Here is a 17,996-nt window from a genome sequence, read left to right on the forward strand (position 1 = left end):
GCAGGTCCGCCCCCGGCGGGGCAGGGCGTCGCACGGTGCGAGAATGGCGCCGTGACTCATGTGGTGATCATCGGCGGGGGACCAGGCGGCTACGAGGCCGCGCTCGTGGCGGCGCGTCTGGGGGCTCAGGTCACCGTGGTCGAACGCGACGGCCTCGGCGGCTCGACCGTCCTCACGGACTGCGTGCCCAGCAAGACGCTCATCGCGACGTCGGACCTGCTGACCGAGGTCGAGTCCTCGGCCGAGCTGGGTGTCGAGGTCCCGCGTGACGTCCGCGCCGACCTCGCCGCGGTGAACGACCGGGTCATGAAGCTGGCACTGGCCCAGTCCGCCGACATCGCCGGACGCCTCGAGCGCGAGGGCATCGAGTTCGTCAAGGGATCCGCCCGGCTGGTCTCCGCCGGTTCCGTCGAGGTCGACGGTCGCACCATCCAGGCCGACGCCGTGCTGGTCGCCACCGGAGCGCACCCACGGGTCAGCCCCGACGCCCTCCCCGACGGCGAGCGGATCCTCACCTGGGAGCAGGTCTACGCGCTGCGCGAGATCCCCGACCACATGATCGTCGTGGGGTCCGGCGTCACCGGCGCGGAGTTCGCGAGTGCCTACAACGGGCTCGACGCCCGCGTCACGCTCGTCTCGAGCCGCGACCGGGTGCTGCCCGGTGAGGACGAGGACGCCGCCGAGCTCATCGAGGACGTCTTCACCGAGCGCGGCATGACCGTCATGGGCCAGTCCCGCATGGCCTCCGTGCGGCGCGACGGCGACCAGGTCGTGGTCACGCTCACCGACGGTCGCGAGGTGGTCGGGTCGCACTGCCTGCTCGCCCTCGGCTCCATCCCGAACACCGCGGACCTCGGGCTGGAGGAGGCCGGCGTCGTGCTCGACGAGAACGGCTTCGTCCGCGTGGACCGCGTCTCGCGCACGAGCGTTCCCGGCATCTACGCGGCCGGCGACTGCACCGGGGTGCTCATGCTCGCCTCCGTCGCGGCCCAGCAGGGCCGCATCGCCATGGCGCACCTGCTCGGTGACGCCGTGCACCCGCTCGACCTGCAGAAGGTCTCGAGCAACATCTTCACGTCGCCGGAGATCGCGACCGTCGGCCTGTCGCAGCGCAAGATCGACGAGGCCGGCCTGCACGTCGACGTCGTGATGCTGCCGCTGGCCACGAACGCGCGCGCCAAGATGCAGGGCGTCCGCCACGGCTTCGTCAAGCTCTTCTCGCGCCGCGGCATGGGCGTCGTGGTGGGGGGAGTGGTGGTGGGCCCGCGAGCGAGCGAGCTGATCCACGCCGTCTCGCTCGCCGTGTCCGCCTCCCTGACGGTCGACCAGGTGGCCGACGCCTTCACGGTGTACCCGTCGCTGTCGGGTTCGGTGGCGGAGGCGGCTCGCAGTCTGCACCCCCGCTGACCTGCGGAAATGACAGGCGTGTAGTTCACGCACACCGGTGGAAGTCGCCGCCGATGTGTGGTTCCGTTGGCCTGGCTCGCTCGTCACATCCGTCACATCTGTCACAGGATCGGTTTTCCCCATGCGCCCCTGGACCTTGGTCCGGCGAACTGTCCCGTTCGCCGTCGTCTCCGCCGTCGCGGTGGCCTCCCTCGTCTCCACGTCCGATGCCGCACCGTCGGCTGTCGTCACCGCCGAGGCGAAGCCCGCCGAGGTGACCGAGACCGAGGTGCCCTCGGTCGACCCGACCGAGGACGAGGCCCGCCCCGACCAGAAGACGGCGCCGAGCACCCCCGAGGCCGAGGAGCCCGAGCCGGCCGCGGAGCTGACCCGGTCGACCGAGACCTTCTCGCTCCTGGGAGTGACGTGGGACGCCGGATCGACCGACGAGGACCCGACGGTCGAGGTGCGCTGGCGCTCGCTTGCCGACGGCTGGAGCGACTGGACCACCCTGGAGACCTCACCGACCGATCCCGCGTCCACCGGCGTGCGTCCCGGCACCGACCCGCTCTGGGTCGGGGAGTCCGACGGCGTCGACGTCCGCGTCAGCACCCCGTCCGGGCGCTCGCCGAGTGGTGTGCGGGTGTCCACGGTCACCGATGGCGAGAACGGCAGCGCGATCATGCCGACGGCGGCCGCTGTCGGCCAGCCCAAGATCATCAGCCGCGCCTCGTGGGGCGCCAAGAGCGGTTCGTCCTGTAACGCGCCGGTGTACGGAGCCTCCATGCTCGGCACGACGCTGCACCACACCGCCGGCTCGAACAGCTACACCAAGGCCCAGTCCGCGGGCATCGTCCGTGCCACGCAGGCGTACCACACGGGCAGCCAGGGCTGGTGCGACATCGGCTACAACTTCCTCGTCGACAAGTACGGCCAGATCTTCGAGGGCCGCAAGGGCGGCATCACGAAGATGGTGCGCGGTGCCCACGCCGGGGTCAACGCCGCCAACGAGCGCACGGTCGGCGTCTCGATGATGGGCAACTACGACGTCGCGCAGGTCCCCACAGCCATGAAGACCGCGGTCGCGGACCTCATCGCGTGGCGCCACTCGCTCGCCGGCCTCAAGGCGACCGGTACGTACTCCCTCGGGGGCAAGAAGGTGAACCGGATCATGGGTCACCGCGACGTCAAGAGCACGGCGTGCCCCGGGCGCTACGGGTACGCGTGGCTGACGCAGTCGGGTGGTCTGCGGAGCATGGTGGCGAAGCGACTCGATGGCCCGACCGCGACGCCCTCCCCGACCGCGACGCCCTCCCCGACCCCGAAGCCCTCGGCGACGCCGTCGACCGGCGACGTCTCACGCCTCTCGAGCGGCAAGATCGCCCTCGAGGGCCGCGGCTTCGGCCACGGGATCGGCATGAGCCAGTACGGAGCCCAGGGCGCCGCGCGTGAGGGTGTCGGCTACGCCACGATCCTCTCGACCTACTACCCCGGGACGAAGCGCACCGAGAAGGGCGGCTCCGTGCGTGTGCTGCTGAGTGCGGCGACGGACCCCACGCTCACCGTCCTCCCGGCCAGCTCCATGCGAGCCCGCCAGATCGGCAAGCCCAGTACGTCGCTTCCGACGAAGACGACCCGTGGCACCACCATCGACCGCTGGCGGATGGTGCGGGTCGCGTCGGACCAGAAGCGCACCGTCCTGCAGTACCGCGAGAAGGGCACATGGAAGTCGTTCCGCGCGTCCTGGACGGGCTGGGGCCAGTTCGAGGTCTCCGGCGGCGTGATCCGTCTCGTGATGCCGAACGGCAAGAGCGTTGGGTACCGCAGCATCGTGCGGTCGGCTCCGCCCTCGTCGGGCTCGACGAAGCGGACGACCCTCAACGTCCTGACGCTCGAGAACTACCTGCGCGGCGTCGTGGCATCGGAGATGCCCTCGAGCTGGAAGAAGGAGGCCCTCAAGGCCCAGGCCGTCGCTGCACGCACGTACGCCGCGCGGGCACTCGCTCCGACCCGCGTCTACGACATTTGCGACACGACGTCCTGCCAGGTCTACAAGGGGGTCGCCGGTGAGACCGCGTCGACCGACGTGGCCGTGCGTGAGACTGCTGGCGACATCCTGACCTTCGACGGTGCACCGGCCCTGACCCAGTACTCGTCGTCCTCGGGTGGCGTCAGTGCCTCCGGTGGCCAGCCGTACCTCAAGGTCAAGACCGACCCGTACGACTCGTGGAGCGGGAACCCGAACTCGAGCTGGACCGCGTCCGTCACCGCGAGCGCGGTGCAGAAGGCGTTCCCCTCGATCGGCACGTTGAAGTCGATCAAGATCACCAAACGCTCTGGCGTCGGAGCGTGGGGCGGACGAGTGGACGCGGCGCAGGTCGTGGGCTCGAAGAAGACGATCACCGTGACGGGACCCGAGCTGCGCTTCGGCCTGGGCTTGAAGTCGGCGTACCTGCGCTTCCGCTGACCGGGCCGGCAGGCTCCGGAGCAGCGGGCCCGCGCATACTGGGACGCATGTCCTTGCTCCGGTCGTTCGCTCTCGCAGCACTGGCGAACGCCGCCTCGTTCGCCGCGGCGGCACTGCTCCTGCCCGGCTTCGACATCCGCCTGGGCGGGTTCGTCGCCGCAGTCGCGCTCTTCACCGTCCTGGCCGTCGCGCTCAGGCGTGTCTCGGCGACGCTCGACGCGCGTCTGGCCAGACCGTCGGCGGTCCTGGGAGGTCTGGCTGTCACGGCGGCGGCCCTCGTGCTGACGGACGCCGTGGTGCCCCGCCGTGGGTTCGACCTGGAGGGTCCGTGGACCTGGGCGATCGTGATCCTGGTCGTCTGGGCCGCAGGGGTGGCCTACGGCGAGGTCGACACCCAGGCCCCGGCGGACGTGCCGCCCGTCGAGGCCTGAGGGCCGCTACTCCGCAGCGGGGGCGTCGGCGATCGTCGCGACGACCTCGCCGGCACCGATCGTGGCTCCGATCTCGGCCGAGAGCCCGGTGACGGTGCCCGCCTTGTGCGCGGTGATGGGCTGCTCCATCTTCATGGCCTCGATGACGAGCACGGTGTCGCCGGCGGCGACCTCCTGGCCCTCCTCGACGGCGACCTTGACCACGGTGCCCTGCATGGGCGAGGTGAGGGAGTCACCGGACGCGGCGGCGCCCGCGGCCTTGCCGCCCTTGCGCTTCTGCTTCTTGGCGCCACCGCTCGCGGCGCCAGCCACGGCTCCGAGTCCGCCGGGGAGGACGACCTCCACGCGCTTGCCGGCCACCTCGACGACGACCCGCTCACGCTCGGCGGGCTCGTCGGTCTCGGAGGCGCCCGCGTACGGCTCGAGCTGGTTGTCGTAGTCGGTCTCGATCCACGTCGTGTAGACGTCGAACGACCCGTTGAACGCGTTGTAGGCCGGGTCGTCCAGCACGTCGCGGTGGAAGGGGATGACCGTCGGCATGCCGTCGACGACGAACTCGTCGAGGGCGCGGCGGGAGCGCTCGATGGCCTGCTCGCGGGTACGCCCGGTGACGATGAGCTTGGCGATGAGCGAGTCGAACGCGCCCGGCACGGTCTCGCCCTCCTCGTAGCCGCCGTCGAGGCGGACGCCCGGGCCGCTCGGGGGAGCCCACTTCGTGAGCGTGCCCGGAGCCGGGAGGAAGCCGCGACCACCGTCCTCGGCGTTGATGCGGAACTCGATCGAGTGGCCGATGATCTCCGGGTCGCCGTAGCCGAGCTCCTCGCCGGCGGCGATGCGGAACATCTCGCGCACGAGGTCGATGCCCGTGACCTCCTCGGAGACGCAGTGCTCGACCTGCAGGCGCGTGTTGACCTCGAGGAAGCTGATGGTGCCGTCGGCGGCGACGAGGAACTCGCACGTGCCGGCGCCCACGTAGCCGGCCTCCTTGAGGATGGCCTTCGACGACTCGTAGAGGCGCGCCAGCTGGTCGTCGGACAGGAACGGCGCGGGGGCCTCCTCCACCAGCTTCTGGTGGCGGCGCTGCAGCGAGCAGTCGCGCGTGGAGACCACGACGACGTTGCCGTGGCTGTCGGCCAGGCACTGCGTCTCGACGTGGCGGGGCTTGTCGAGGAACTTCTCCACGAGGCACTCGCCGCGACCGAAGGCGCTGACGGCCTCGCGGACGGCGGACTCGTAGGCGTCGGGGATCTCCTCGAGGGTCTTGGCGACCTTGAGGCCACGACCGCCACCACCGAAGACGGCCTTGATGGCGACCGGCAGACCGTTCTCCTGCGCGAAGGCCACGACCTCGTCGGCGTCCTTGACGGGGTCCTTGGTGCCGGGAGCGAGCGGGGCGTTCGCCGTCTGGGCGATCTGCTTGGCCTTGGCCTTGTCGCCGAGGGCCTCGATGGCCGCGGGCGGGGGGCCGATCCAGACGAGTCCGGCGTCGATGACGGCCTGGGCGAACTCGGCGTTCTCGGCGAGGAAGCCGTAGCCCGGGTGCACGCTGTCGGCGCCCGAGCGCTGGGCGACGGCCACGATCTTCTCGATCGAGAGGTAGGAGTCGCCCGGGGTCGAGCCCTCCAGGGAGTAGGCCTCGTCGGCGAGCCGGACGAACAGCGCGTCGCGGTCGGGCTCGGCGTAGACGGCGACGCTGCCGATGCCGGCGTCCTTGCAGGCTCGGACCACGCGGACCGCGATCTCTCCACGGTTGGCGATCAGGACCTTCTGCAGGGGCTTGCTCACGGACGGCTCTCCTCGGGATGGACAGGCTGGGCGGGGGCGGGCACTGCCTGCCGAGTGTAGGGGGCGGGACGGCCCGAGGGTGGATGAGGTACGTCACGCGGACGTCCGACCGTCGGGTTAACGAGTGTTAACCTGAGGGCATGGTCGACGTCGCACAGCTGTCCGGTCTCTCCCGCGAGCACGAGGACTTCCGCCGCACGGTGCGGGAGTTCGCCGAGTCGAGGATCGCGCCCCACGTCGCGCGGTGGGACCGCGAGCACCACTTCCCGGTCGACGTCGTGCGCGAGATGGGCGACCTCGGTCTCTTCGGCCTCACGGCGCCGGAGGAGTACGGCGGCGCGGGCGCGGACTTCACCAGCCTGTGCGTCGCGATCGAGGAGCTCGGTCGCATCGACCAGTCGATGGGCATCACGCTCCAGGCCGGGGTCGGTCTCGGGATCACCCCGATCGTCGCGTTCGGCACCGCGGAGCAGAAGGAGCGCTGGCTGCCCGACCTGGTCGCCGGTCGCGCCCTGGCGGGCTTCGGCCTCACCGAGCCCGGAGCTGGCTCCGACGCGGGCGCCACCCGCACCCGCGCCGTGCTCGACGGCGACACCTGGGTGGTCGACGGCGCCAAGCAGTTCATCACCAACTCCGGCAACGACCTGACGTCGGTCGTCACCGTCACCGCACGTACCGGGGAGCGCGCCGACGGGCGTCCTGAGATCTCGGCGATCATGGTGCCCGCGGGAACGCCCGGGTTCGTGGCCGAGCCCGCCTACGACAAGCTCGGGTGGCACATCTCCGACACCCACCCGCTGGCCTTCACGGGGGCGCGCGTCCCCGCCGACCACCTGCTCGGCGAGCGCGGCCGTGGCTACGCCCAGTTCCTCGCCACGCTCGACGACGGACGCATCGCGATCTCGGCGCTCTCGGTCGGCTGCCTGCAGGCCTGCCTCGACCTGTGCGTGCAGTACGCGGGGGAGCGCCAGACGTTCGGGGTGCCGATCGGTGCGAAGCAGGGTGTTGCCTTCCAGATCGCCGACCTCGCCGTGCTGCTCGAGGGGGCGCGGGCCCTGACCTACCGGGCCGCGGCCCTGAAGGATGCCGGAGCCCCGTACGCCGTGGTCAAGCAGGCCGCGTCGGTGGCCAAGCTGCACGCGACGGAGTCGGCCGTGACCGGGACCCGCATCGCGACGCAGGTCTTCGGCGGGTACGGCTTCATGGAGGAGTACCCCGTGGCCCGGTTCTACCGCGACGCCAAGATCCTGGAGATCGGCGAGGGGACCAGCGAGGTGCAGCGCATGCTGATCGCCCGTGGTCTGGGTCTGCCGGTCGAGTGAGTCGCGGCCCGGTGGTGGCCCGGTCCCTCTAGGGGCTGTCGGCTCGCTGCTGCGCCAGCTCGCGCTCGAGGGCGCCGAGCAGGAGGTCCAGACCCCGCTCGAACTCGTCGGAGAAGTCGTAGTCGGGCGTGAGGAAGTACTCGAGCGTGAGCTCGGCCAGGTGCGGGTGCGCCCCGGCGTCCAGGGTGTCGACCAGCGCGGCGACCTCGGCGGGGAGGTGCTGCGGGGACGTGGCCGGCAGGGTCACCTCCTGCAGGACGAAGCCGTAGACGTAGCTGTCGACCATGGCGAAGGCGCGGGCGGTGAGCGCGAGCCCGAACCCGCCCCGTCGCAGGGTGCCGATGACGGCGTCGTGGTGACGCAGGGTGGCCGGGTTCTGCGCGACCGAGCGGGTCTCCAGCAAGGAGATCGACCAGGGGTGGGCCAGCAGGACCGATCGCGCCGACAGCGCGCGACGTCGGATCTCCGGCTGCCACGGTCGGCCCGGCACGGGGAGGTCGATCTCGGCGAACACGCGGTCGGTCCGGACGTGGAGGACCTCACGGTGGGCGAGCGGGTGGTCGGGATCGCGTCCGGCACGCTGAGCGAGGTCGCGACCGCGCGACGCTCGAGGCTCGTGCGGGCCCCACAGGAGCTGGACGGCCCGTCGCTCGCCGCGCTCCCGATCTCGGGCCTCACCGCGCTCCAGGCCGTCGAGGCGGCGCGGGTCGGCGCCGGGCAGAGCGTGCTCGTGATCGGTGCGTCAGGCGGGGTCGGCCACTACGTCGTGCAGCTGGCGGCGCACCGCGGCGCGCGGGTGACGGGGGTCTGCAGCGCCGCGAAGGCCGACGCCGTGCGCGCCTGGGGCGCGGAGCGGGTGCTGGACCGGCACACGCAGGACCCGGCGGACCTCGGCGAGCGCTTCGACGTCGTGGTCGACGTCGCCGGCGGACGGCACCTGCGCGAGCAGAGACGGCTGCTGACGTCACGCGGCACCATCGTGTTCGTCGGTGACGCCACGGGCGGCCGGGTGACCGGGGGATACCTGCGTCCGATGCGCGACGCGCTCCGGATGCTCGTGCGCCGACAGCGGTACGTCATGCTCGCCTCGCGGGAGTCCGGGGACGTGCTCGCGCGGCTCGTGGACCTGGCTGCGGACGGCGCCGTCACGCCGCACGTGCAGGCCGTGGTGCCCCTGATGGAGGCGGCCGACGCGATGCGCCTGCTGGCCTCCGGTCAGGTGACCGGCAAGGTCGTCGTGGCCGTCAGAGACTGACGAGCGCGCGGCACGGCAGCGGCACGTGGCGCACCTGGTCACCGAAGTCGACCTGGGCCGACCGGGTGCCCTGCAGGCTCACGATCCGGCCGAGACCGTAGGTGTCGTGGCTGACGCGGGAAGCCACCTCGTAGATCGCGTCCGGCTCCACCGCCTGGGGCTGGAAGGGGCTGGATGCGTGGAACTTGCGACGAGGGGCCATGCCCCCATTCTCTCATCTTCGTCCACGTTCCGGTACCGAGTTCTCGTCACACGCCTCGTGGAGGTGCCGCTCAGGCGGTGCCAGGGACGTTCCAGAGGTCGGTCCAGACGACGTCGAGATCGGCCACGAGGTCGCGCAGGAGCGGCAGGCTGATGCCCACCACGGTGTGGGGATCGCCCTCGATCCCGCGGACGAACGCGCCGCCCAGGCCGTCGATCGTGAAGGCTCCGGCCACGTGCAGCGGCTCCCTGGTGGCGACGTACGCGTCGATCTCGGTGTCGCTGACGTCGGCGAAGTGCACGACGGTGGAGGCCGCGTCGACGACCTCCCGGCCGGCACGGCGGACGCAGTGTCCGGTGTGCAGCACGCCCGAGCGACCACGCATCCGACGCCACCGGGCGCGCGCGGTCGCGGCGTCGCCGGGCTTGCCCAGGATCTCGCCCTCGAAGGCGAGCACCGAGTCGCAGCCGACGACGAGCGCGTCCGGGTCGTCGACCGTCGCCGCGACCGCGCGGCACTTCAGCTGCGCCAAGGCCGCGGCCAGGTTCGCGGCGTCGCGTGACTGCACCTGCGACTCGTCGACCCCGGAGACGACCACCTCCGGCTCGATGCCGGCCGCTCGCAGCGTCGCGAGCCGGGCGGGGGACTGTGAGGCCAGGACCATGCGCACCATGGGCCCATCGTGGCAGGACCGCTCTCCACCCCCCATCGGTGGATCCGCAACATCAGGGGTGGGTCGGGGCGGCCATCGGTGGATCGTCAACCTCAGCGCCGTCCCTGCGGTTGAGGATCCACCGATGACGAGGGCGTCGCGGCGTCAGTCGGGCAACGGGGGTGGGGACCCGCACGTGGCGGGCTCGGCGCGGAGGTCCGGGTGGGTGAGGACGGCGTCGACCAGCGCCTGCGAGCCACCGATCGTCAGGCTGTCGTCGTCCACGTCCTGGGCGATGCACCACGCCCGGTCCTTCGGCCAGACGAACGAGGCGGGAGCCAGCCGACGAGGCCAGTCCGGCGCCTCGGGGCGGGCGCCCCAGCGACCGACGTCCGACAGCGGGCCGCGGAAGAGCAGGTAGGCCCGGAACCCGTCCAGGTCGGCCCGCGGCGCCTTCATCACGGCGTCGTCGAACGCCGGCGGGATCCGCGGCGGCTTGGGGCGGCGGAACACACGGCCGAAGCCGGTGAGCGCCGGGTTCTGGTAGAGCATCGAGACGGCGTCGCCACCCTCGATGTCGCCCCATCCCTCCCAGAGGGCGAAGACCGCGTCGTCGGGCGTCGAGGTGTGGGCGGTCGCCAGGTGGACGACGTCGGCGTGGACGACGTCGTCGGTTCGTTCCGGCGAGTCGTCCCTGTCGAACGGGACCTGCGCGTACGCCTCGAAGCCCGGCGGTCCCTGGCCGGCGATGACGCCCCAGTCCGCGTCGGCCCGCACGATCCAGTCCGCCACCGACACGTCGGGCTCGTGGCGCAGGGTCATGCGGGACTCAGGCCCCAGGCGGAGCGACGCCAGGCGTCGGGGCCCACGCGGTGCGGCGTGCGGTGCGCGCGCACCGGGTGTCCCCACTCGCTGCGCGGTGCCGGCTTCGCGCCCGCTGCGGCGTTCGCGGCAGCGGCGTTGCGTGCGGCCACCACGGCCACGAGCGCCGCCAGCTCCTCGGGCGACAGGTCGCCGCGGACCACCCGCAGCACCGGCGTGACCGGTGCTGCGGGCGTCTGCTCGGCGGCGTCGGCCGCAGGCGTCGTCTCGTCGCTCATCAGAGCGGGATGTTCCCGTGCTTCTTGGGCGGGAGCGTCTCGCGCTTGGTGCGCAGCAGGCGCAGCGCCTTGGTGACCTCGGCGCGGGTCTGCGACGGCTCGATCACGCCGTCGATGTAGCCGCGCTCGGCCGCCACGTACGGGTTGCAGAGCGTGTCCTCGTACTCGGTCATCAGCTCGGCGCGCTTGGCCTCGGGATCGTCGGCCGCAGCCACCTCGCGGCGGTACAGGATGTTGACGGCACCGGAGGCGCCCACGACGGCGATCTGGCCGGTGGGCCACGACAGGTTCACGTCGGCGCCCAGGTGCTTGGAGCCCATGACGTCGTACGCGCCGCCGTAGGCCTTGCGCGTGATGATCGTGACGAGCGGGACCGTGGCCTCGGCGTAGGCGTAGATGAGCTTGGCGCCGCGGCGGATGATGCCGTTCCACTCCTGCTCGGTGCCCGGCAGGAAGCCCGGCACGTCGACGAAGGTGAGCACGGGGATGTTGAACGCGTCGCAGGTGCGCACGAAGCGGGCGGCCTTCTCGGAGGCGTCGATGTCGAGGCAGCCGGCCAGCTGCATGGGCTGGTTGCCCACCACGCCGACGCTGCGACCCTCGACCCGGCCGAAGCCGATCACGAGGTTCGGCGCGAACAGCGGCTGGACCTCGAGGAAGTCGCCGTCGTCGAGCACGGACTCCATCACGGTGCGGATGTCGTAGGGCTGGTTGGCCGAGTCCGGGATCAGCGTGTCGAGCGCCAGGTCGGTCTCGTTGCGCTCCAGGTCGACGCCCTCGTCGTAGACCGGCGCCTCCTCCATGTTGTTCTGCGGCAGGAAGGAGATGAGCGCCTTCACGTACTCGAGGGCGTCCTCCTCGTCGGAGGCCAGGTAGTGGGCGTTGCCGCTGCGCGTGTTGTGCGTGCGGGCACCGCCCAGCTCCTCCATGGTGACGTCCTCGCCGGTGACCGTCTTGATGATGTCGGGCCCGGTGATGAACATGTTCGACTTCTCGTCGACCATGACCGTGAAGTCGGTGACCGCGGGGGAGTACACGTGGCCGCCGGCGCACGAGCCCATGATGAGCGAGATCTGGGGGATGACGCCCGACGCGTGCACGTTGCGGCGGAAGATCTCGCCGTACAGGCCGAGCGAGACCACACCCTCCTGGATGCGGGCGCCGGCGCCCTCGTTGATGCCGATGATGGGGCAGCCCGACTTGATGGCGAGGTCCATGACCTTGGTGATCTTCTCGCCGTACACCTCGCCGAGGCTGCCGCCGAAGACGCTGAAGTCCTGGCTGAAGACGCACACCTGGCGGCCGTCGATCGTGCCGTAGCCGGTGATGACGCCGTCGCCGAGCGGCCGGTTGTTCTCGAGCCCGAACTTGGTGGAGCGGTGCCGGGCCAGCGCGTCGAGCTCGACGAAGGAGCCCTCGTCGAACAGCTGGTCGATGCGCTCGCGGGCGCTCTGACGGCCCTTCGCGTGCTGCTTCTCGGCCGCCCGCTCGGCGACCTCGACGGTCGCCTCGTGGTGCCGGCGCCGGAAGTCGTCCAGCTTCCCGGCGGTCGTGTGCAGCTCCGGACGCTCTTCGATCTCTGCCTCTGCTTCGCTCACGTGGGTCAGAGTAACGATCCTCGACGCGCCGTGGTGTGTGAGGCTTGACGCATGAGCAGCGACCGTCGCGACACGCCGGGGCCCGGGGGGCGCGATCCCCTCGACGTCGACGAGCTGCGTCGCGTGCTGCTGCTCGAGGGGAGCGTGTGGACGGGCCTCGAGGTCTCCGCGTCCACCACGAGCACCAACGCCGACGTCGTCGCTGCGGTGGGTGCCGGCGCTCCCGAGGGCCTCGTGGTCGCGACCGAGCACCAGACCGCCGGCCGGGGGCGGCTCGACCGGCGGTGGGAGACACCGCCGGGGGCGGGCCTCATGGTCTCGGTGCTCCTGCGCCCCGACGGCGTCGCCCTCCCGCAGTGGACCTGGCTGCCGCTGCTGACGGGCCTCGCGGTCGACCTGACGGCGCGGGACTGCGGTGTGACCTCCGGGCTGAAGTGGCCCAACGACGTGCTCGTCGAGGGCCGCAAGATCAGCGGGATCCTGCTCGAGCGTGCCGACGGGCCCGCCGGTCCTGCCGCCGTGGTGGGGATCGGCCTCAACGTGTCGTCGACGCCGGACGAGCTGCCGGTGCCCACGGCGACCTCCCTCGCGATCGAGGGGGCCACCACCGTCGACCGGGGGGTCGTCCTACAGCTGCTGCTGGGCCACCTCGAGCGGCTCTACCGGCCGTGGGTGGCGAGCGCCGGTGACCCGGCGCTCCTGCGGCGCGACTACCTCGAGCAGAGCGTGACCCTCGGGTCGCGCGTGCGGGTCGAGCTGCCCGACGGGTCCACGCTGACCGGCGTCGCCCACGACATCGACCCGCTCGGCCGGCTCGTCGTGGACGGGCGGGCGATCAGCGCGGGCGACGTGACCCACGTCCGTGCCATCGGTTGAGCCTTCCGCCGCCCGTGTGACCAACGGGTCCCCAGGTCGCCCACGTCGTCGGGAGGGTCGACGACGGAGGCCTTTGCGCAGACGTCGCCCGCGGCCCGTGCGCCACGTGGGAGGATCAGCCCATGGCCCTCTCACGCAAGCTGATGATGGACGGTGAGCAGACCGTCGCGACGACCCGGACGCACGTCAAGGTGCTGTTCGTGCCGCTGGTCATCCTGTTGGCTGTCGCCTTCGCCGGAGGCTTCCTCGCCGCCCAGGTCGGCAACAGCGGGGACGGGTACGTGCGCTGGGTGATCATCGGCATCGCCGTCGTGCTCGTCCTGTGGGGCAGCGTGCTGCCGTTCGTGCGCTGGTTCCTCTGGACCTACACGCTGACCAACAAGCGCATCGTCGAGCAGAAGGGCATCCTGACGCGCGAGGGGCGGGTCATCCCGCTCAGCCGCATCAACGACGTCTCGTTCGAGAAGAACCTCAACGACCGCATCCTCGGCTGCGGGACCCTCATCATCCACAACGCGAGCGACGAGGCCGGCCTGGAGCTGCGTGACATCCCGCGCATCGAGGGCTTCCACCGCACCGTCAGCAACCTCGTGTTCGACTCGCACCGCCAGAGCGATGAATCGGTCTGAGCTGCGTGACGAGCTCGCCCGCCTGATCCTGCAGGAGGGCATGGAGCTCACGGGTGAGCAGGTCGCCGGGAAGGCCGGGCTCGACCTCGACCGCGCCGAGCGGCTCTGGCGCTCGCTGGGCTTCGCCGACAGCGGCGACGATCCGGCCTACGGCGAGCACGACGTGGCCGCCGCGCGACTCGCTGCGCTGGCGCTCGAGGAGGGCGTCCTCGAGGAGCGCACCATCTTCCGGATGACCCGGGCGCTCGGCCAGACGCTGGCGCGGCTGGCCGACTGGGAGGTCCAGACGATCGTCGACCAGGTGGAGTCCGACGTCGAGTCGGGCCGGGCCGCGAGCCGCCTGGAGAGCGCCGTCGCGATCGCCGAGCACGTGGGTCCGGGCTTCGAACGACTCCTGCTGTACGCCTGGCGGCGTCACCTGGCCGCCGCGGCCGGCCGCCTCGAGGCGCTCGGGGCCGTCGACGCCGAGCTGCTGTCGACCACCATGAGCATCGGCTTCGCCGACCTGTCGCGGTTCACCGCCATGACCAACACGCTCGACGACGCCCGCCTCGGCGAGCTCGTGGAGAACTTCGAGACCCGGTGCACCGACGTCGTCACGTCGCGTGACGGCCGTGTCATCAAGGCCCTCGGCGACGCCGTGCTGTTCGTGAACCCCGATCCGCGTGAGGCCACGCTCACGGCGCTCGAGCTCGTGGCCAACATCGGCTCGCGCGACGACCTGCCCGACGTGCGGGTCGGCCTGGCCACCGGCTCGGTCATCAGCAGGCTGGGCGACGTCTTCGGCCCGCCCGTGAACCTGGCCGCGCGCCTCTCGCACGTGGCCCGCAGCAACCGGGTGCTCGTCGACGACGAGACCGCCGGACACCTCACCGACGACGAGTTCGAGATGCGCGCGCTGCCCCCGCGCCCGCTGCGTGGCTTCGGCAACGTCTCACCCATCACCATCAGCCGTCGGCGGGCGTTCCGTCCGCGCACGGTGCGGCGCTGGTAGCGGGGGACGTCGGAGGGCGGCCGAGGAGTCAGTAGGCTCCTGCCATGCCGCTGACCCCGCACCTGGCCGTCGTCGGTGGCGGCCAGCTCGCCCGCATGATGCAGGTGCCCGCCGTGGCCCTCGGGCTACGCCTCCGCCTGCTGGCCGAGGGCCCCGACGTCTCGGCCGCACAGGTGGTGCCCGACCAGCTGGTGGGCGACCACACCGACCTCGCCGACCTGCGTGCCGTGTGCGACGGCGTGCCCGTCGTGACGTTCGACCACGAGCACGTGCCGCCGGCCCACCTGCGCACGCTCGAGGCAGAGGGACACGTGCCTCGGCCCGGGCCCGACGCCCTGCTGTACGCGCAGGACAAGGGCGAGATGCGGGTGCGCCTCAGCGTGCTCGGACTGCCGTGCCCGCTCTTCCTCCTGCTGCCGAGCGAGGCGGAGGAGGCCCTCGCCGAGCTCGAGGACTTCGGCTACCCCGCGGTGCTCAAGACCACCCGGGGCGGCTACGACGGCAAGGGTGTCTGGGTGGTCCGGTCCGAGGACGAGGCGGCCGAGGTCCTGGCCGCTGCCGACGGCCAGGAGCTCGTCGCCGAGGAGCTGGTGGACTTCCGTCGCGAGCTCAGTGCCCAGGTGGCCCGCAACCCCTCCGGCGAGGTCGTCGCCTACCCGGTCGTGCAGTCGACGCAGGTCGACGGCATCTGCAAGGAGGTCGTGGCGCCGGCCCCCGACCTCGACCCCGCCCTCGCGCAGGAGGCCACCGACGTGGCGGTGCGCGTCGCCACCGCGCTGGGGGTCACCGGCATGCTCGCCGTCGAGCTGTTCGAGACCAGCGACGGACGCGTGCTCGTCAACGAGCTGGCGATGCGCCCGCACAACACCGGTCACTGGAGCATCGACGGCGCCGCCACGAGCCAGTTCGAGAACCACCTGCGCGCCGTCCTGGACCTGCCCCTCGGCCCGGCGACGCCGCGCGCCACCTGGTCGGTCATGGTCAACGTGATCGGTGGCGCGGTGCAGGACCTCGAGGCGCAGGAGGCCGTCGTCCTGGCCGCCGTGCCGCACGCCAAGGTGCACCTGTACGGCAAGGCCGTGAAGCCCGGGCGCAAGGTCGGCCACGTGACCGTCGTCGGCGACGACCTCGACGTGGTGCTGGCCGACGCCCGCCGCGCGGCCGCCCTCCTCCAGGACGGCTGACGACGTCCTCCACGTCGCCCTCCCCGCACCACCCGCCGTCACCGCTCGGGGGGAGGGGCGGCGCCGGACCTCGCTAGGATCGCGGCCATGAGCGCAACGCCCCGCGTGGGCATCGTCATGGGGTCGGACTCGGACTGGCCGGTCATGGAGGCAGCGGCGCAGGCGTGCGCCGAGCTGGGGGTGGCGTACGAGGCCGACGTCGTCTCGGCCCACCGGATGCCCGACGAGATGCTCGCCTACGGGCGTGACGCGCACACGCGCGGCATCGAGGTGATCATCGCCGGGGCCGGCGGCGCGGCGCACCTGCCCGGGATGCTGGCCGCGGTCACGCCCCTGCCCGTCATCGGGGTGCCGGTGCCGCTGAAGTACCTCGACGGCATGGACTCGCTGCTCTCGATCGTGCAGATGCCCGCGGGCGTCCCCGTGGCCACGGTCTCGATCGGCAACGCCCGCAACGCCGGACTCCTCGCCGTGCGCATCCTCGCCGTCGGCGACGACGTGCTCACCGGGCGCATGCTGGACTTCCAGGCCGAGCTGGCCGACGCCGCCCGCGCCAAGGGTGAGGCGATCCGCGACCGCTGAGGGGGGCTCAGACGGTGGTGCCGGTGAGCCCGAGCGTGCGGTCCGTCCAGTCCTTGAGGTCGGAGTACAGCGACGGGTTCTCGCCGAGCGACAGGCCGTAGGACGGCACGATCTCCTTGAGCTGCGGCCGCCACCCCTCGATCTGCCCGGGGAAGCAGCGCTCCAGCACGTCGAGCATCGCGGAGACCGCGGTCGAGGCGCCCGGCGAGGCGCCCAGCAGGCCGGCGATGGACCCGTCGGCGGCGTTCACGACGGTGGTGCCGAACTCGAGGGACCCGCCGAAGCGGCCCTTCTTGCGCACCACCTGCACGCGCTGACCGGCCGTGATGAGCTCCCAGTCCTCCTCCTCCGCGAGCGGGGCGAAGGCACGCAGGTCCTCGACCTTGCGGCCGCGGGTCTTGGCGAGCTCGAGGACCAGGTACTTGATGAGCCCCCACGAGGTGACGCCGATGGCGGCCATCGGCATGAGGTTGTGCGGGCGGATCGAGAGGGGCAGGTCGGTGAACGAGCCCTCCTTGAGGAACTTGGGCGTCCAGCCGGCGTAGGGGCCGAACAGCAGCGACCGCTTGCCGCCGATCACGCGGGTGTCGAGGTGCGGCACCGACATCGGCGGGGCCCCGACGGCGGCCATGCCGTAGACCTTCGCCTCGTGCTTCTCGGTGACCGTGTCGTCGAGGCAGCGGATGAACTGCCCGCTCACGGGGAACCCGGCGAAGCCCTTGATCTCCTCGATGCCGGACTTCTGGAGCAGCTGGATCGCGCCACCGCCTGCGCCCACGAACACGAACTTGGCGGAGATGGTGACCGTGCGGTCCTCGGTCCGGTCCTTGACCTTGACGCGCCAGGTGCCGTCGGTGTCGCGGCCGAGGTTCTTGACCTCGTGGCCGTAGCGCACGTCGGCGCCCTGGGCGGTGAGGTTGCCGAGCATCTGGGCGGTCAGGGAGCCGAAGTCCACGTCGGTGCCGTGGTCGGTCCAGCTGATGGCCACGTCCTCGCGCTCGTCGCGTCCCTCGGCCATGAGGGGCAGGCGCCGGGCGAACTCGTCACGGTCGTGGATGAAGTCGAGCCCGGCGAAGAGCGGGTGGCCGGCGAGGGTGTCGTGGCGCTTGCGCAGGTACTCCACGTTCTCCGCGCCGCGCACGAAGCTCACGTGCGGCACGGGGTTGATGAACGTCGACGGGTCCTTGAGCAGGCCGTTGTCCACACCGTGCGCCCAGAACTGGCGCGACAGCTGGAACTGCTCGTTGACGGTGATCGCCTTCGACACGTCGACGCTGCCGTCGGGCTGCTGCGGCGTGTAGTTGAGCTCGCAGAGCGCGGAGTGGCCGGTGCCGGCGTTGTTCCAGGGGTCGCTGCTCTCCAGCGCGGGAGCCTCGAGGCGCTCCAGCACCGTGACGGACCAGTCGGGTTGCAGGGTCTTCAGCAGCGAGCCGAGCGTGGCGCTCATGACGCCGGCGCCGACGAGCAGCACGTCGGTCGTGATGCGCGTGGGTGTGGCGGACTGACGTACGGGGGATGCGGGCGTGTTCAACG

The 17,996-nt window shown here is 71.7% G+C and carries 18 protein-coding genes; 10 read left to right on the plus strand and 8 right to left on the minus strand.

The features are described 5' to 3' along the window. Positions 1–51: 51 nt before the first annotated feature. From RQG84_RS00500 to RQG84_RS00510, 3 genes are all read left to right on the plus strand, one after another. Positions 52–1,407, plus strand: a complete 1,356-nt coding sequence (locus tag RQG84_RS00500; RefSeq protein ID WP_055968960.1) for an NAD(P)H-quinone dehydrogenase — start codon at positions 52–54, stop codon at positions 1,405–1,407. 121 nt (positions 1,408–1,528) lie between these two features. Continuing rightward, on the plus strand, positions 1,529–3,853 hold the full coding sequence (locus RQG84_RS00505) for a SpoIID/LytB domain-containing protein (RefSeq protein WP_311208368.1): 2,325 nt from the start codon (positions 1,529–1,531) through the stop codon (positions 3,851–3,853). A gap of 47 nt (positions 3,854–3,900) precedes the next feature. Next, positions 3,901–4,284 (plus strand): phage holin family protein, encoded by a 384-nt coding sequence (locus RQG84_RS00510; RefSeq protein ID WP_311208369.1) that lies wholly within the window; start codon positions 3,901–3,903, stop codon positions 4,282–4,284. A gap of 6 nt (positions 4,285–4,290) precedes the next feature. On the opposite strand, the gene RQG84_RS00515 is transcribed toward RQG84_RS00510, so the two are convergent. Next, positions 4,291–6,057, minus strand: a complete 1,767-nt coding sequence (locus tag RQG84_RS00515; RefSeq protein WP_396135208.1) for an acetyl/propionyl/methylcrotonyl-CoA carboxylase subunit alpha — start codon at positions 6,055–6,057, stop codon at positions 4,291–4,293. Positions 6,058–6,209: 152 nt separating this feature from the next. On the opposite strand from RQG84_RS00515, the gene RQG84_RS00520 reads away from it, so the two are divergent. Next, positions 6,210–7,391 (plus strand): acyl-CoA dehydrogenase family protein, encoded by a 1,182-nt coding sequence (locus RQG84_RS00520; protein WP_311208371.1) that lies wholly within the window; start codon positions 6,210–6,212, stop codon positions 7,389–7,391. Between the two features lie 28 nt (positions 7,392–7,419). Here RQG84_RS00520 and RQG84_RS00525 read toward each other — a convergent pair whose 3' ends face one another. Then, on the minus strand, positions 7,420–7,905 hold the full coding sequence (locus RQG84_RS00525; RefSeq protein ID WP_311208372.1) for a TetR/AcrR family transcriptional regulator C-terminal domain-containing protein: 486 nt from the start codon (positions 7,903–7,905) through the stop codon (positions 7,420–7,422). A 15-nt stretch (positions 7,906–7,920) separates the two neighbouring features. Between RQG84_RS00525 and RQG84_RS00530 the strand changes: the two genes are divergently transcribed. Next, on the plus strand, positions 7,921–8,646 hold the full coding sequence (locus RQG84_RS00530; protein ID WP_311208373.1) for an NAD(P)-dependent alcohol dehydrogenase: 726 nt from the start codon (positions 7,921–7,923) through the stop codon (positions 8,644–8,646). Here RQG84_RS00530 and RQG84_RS00535 read toward each other — a convergent pair. The 5 genes from RQG84_RS00535 to RQG84_RS00555 all read right to left on the minus strand — a co-directional run bounded on the left by RQG84_RS00535 (position 8,636) and on the right by RQG84_RS00555 (position 12,198). Beyond that, positions 8,636–8,848: a hypothetical protein gene (locus RQG84_RS00535; RefSeq protein ID WP_311208374.1), complete on the minus strand. Its 213-nt coding sequence runs from the start codon at positions 8,846–8,848 to the stop codon at positions 8,636–8,638. The two genes, RQG84_RS00530 and RQG84_RS00535, sit on opposite strands and share 11 nt — an antisense overlap. A gap of 70 nt (positions 8,849–8,918) precedes the next feature. Further along, entirely contained in the window at positions 8,919–9,521 is a 603-nt protein-coding gene (locus tag RQG84_RS00540; protein WP_311208375.1) for a nucleoside triphosphate pyrophosphatase, read from the minus strand. A gap of 144 nt (positions 9,522–9,665) precedes the next feature. Then, complete coding sequence (locus RQG84_RS00545) at positions 9,666–10,322, minus strand: hypothetical protein (RefSeq protein WP_311208376.1); 657 nt, start codon at positions 10,320–10,322, stop codon at positions 9,666–9,668. After that, complete coding sequence (locus RQG84_RS00550; protein ID WP_311208377.1) at positions 10,319–10,600, minus strand: acyl-CoA carboxylase epsilon subunit; 282 nt, start codon at positions 10,598–10,600, stop codon at positions 10,319–10,321. Before RQG84_RS00550 ends, RQG84_RS00545 begins: the two co-directional genes overlap by 4 nt. Beyond that, positions 10,600–12,198 carry an acyl-CoA carboxylase subunit beta gene (locus RQG84_RS00555; protein ID WP_055968939.1) on the minus strand — a complete coding sequence of 533 codons (1,599 nt, stop codon included), beginning with the start codon at positions 12,196–12,198 and terminating at the stop codon, positions 10,600–10,602. Before RQG84_RS00555 ends, RQG84_RS00550 begins: the two co-directional genes overlap by 1 nt. A gap of 51 nt (positions 12,199–12,249) precedes the next feature. On the opposite strand from RQG84_RS00555, the gene RQG84_RS00560 reads away from it, so the two are divergent. The 5 genes from RQG84_RS00560 to purE all read left to right on the plus strand — a co-directional run bounded on the left by RQG84_RS00560 (position 12,250) and on the right by purE (position 16,463). Then, on the plus strand, positions 12,250–13,074 hold the full coding sequence (locus tag RQG84_RS00560) for a biotin--[acetyl-CoA-carboxylase] ligase (RefSeq protein ID WP_311208378.1): 825 nt from the start codon (positions 12,250–12,252) through the stop codon (positions 13,072–13,074). Between the two features lie 122 nt (positions 13,075–13,196). Next, on the plus strand, positions 13,197–13,703 hold the full coding sequence (locus tag RQG84_RS00565; RefSeq protein ID WP_055968933.1) for a PH domain-containing protein: 507 nt from the start codon (positions 13,197–13,199) through the stop codon (positions 13,701–13,703). Next, positions 13,690–14,697: an adenylate/guanylate cyclase domain-containing protein gene (locus RQG84_RS00570; RefSeq protein ID WP_055968930.1), complete on the plus strand. Its 1,008-nt coding sequence runs from the start codon at positions 13,690–13,692 to the stop codon at positions 14,695–14,697. Before RQG84_RS00565 ends, RQG84_RS00570 begins: the two co-directional genes overlap by 14 nt. A gap of 44 nt (positions 14,698–14,741) precedes the next feature. Next, on the plus strand, positions 14,742–15,881 hold the full coding sequence (locus RQG84_RS00575) for a 5-(carboxyamino)imidazole ribonucleotide synthase (RefSeq protein WP_311208379.1): 1,140 nt from the start codon (positions 14,742–14,744) through the stop codon (positions 15,879–15,881). Positions 15,882–15,968: 87 nt separating this feature from the next. After that, entirely contained in the window at positions 15,969–16,463 is a 495-nt protein-coding gene (gene purE / locus RQG84_RS00580; RefSeq protein ID WP_055968927.1) for a 5-(carboxyamino)imidazole ribonucleotide mutase, read from the plus strand. 7 nt (positions 16,464–16,470) lie between these two features. Here the strand turns inward: purE and mqo are convergent, their stop codons facing one another. Further along, a complete protein-coding gene (gene mqo / locus RQG84_RS00585; RefSeq protein WP_235497451.1) occupies positions 16,471–17,994 on the minus strand; it encodes a malate dehydrogenase (quinone) in 1,524 nt (507 codons plus the stop codon). Between the last annotated feature and the right edge of the window lie 2 nt (positions 17,995–17,996).

It is taken from the genome of Aeromicrobium sp. WCS2018Hpa-31, from assembly GCF_031843905.1.
Taxonomy (GTDB): domain Bacteria; phylum Actinomycetota; class Actinomycetes; order Propionibacteriales; family Nocardioidaceae; genus Aeromicrobium.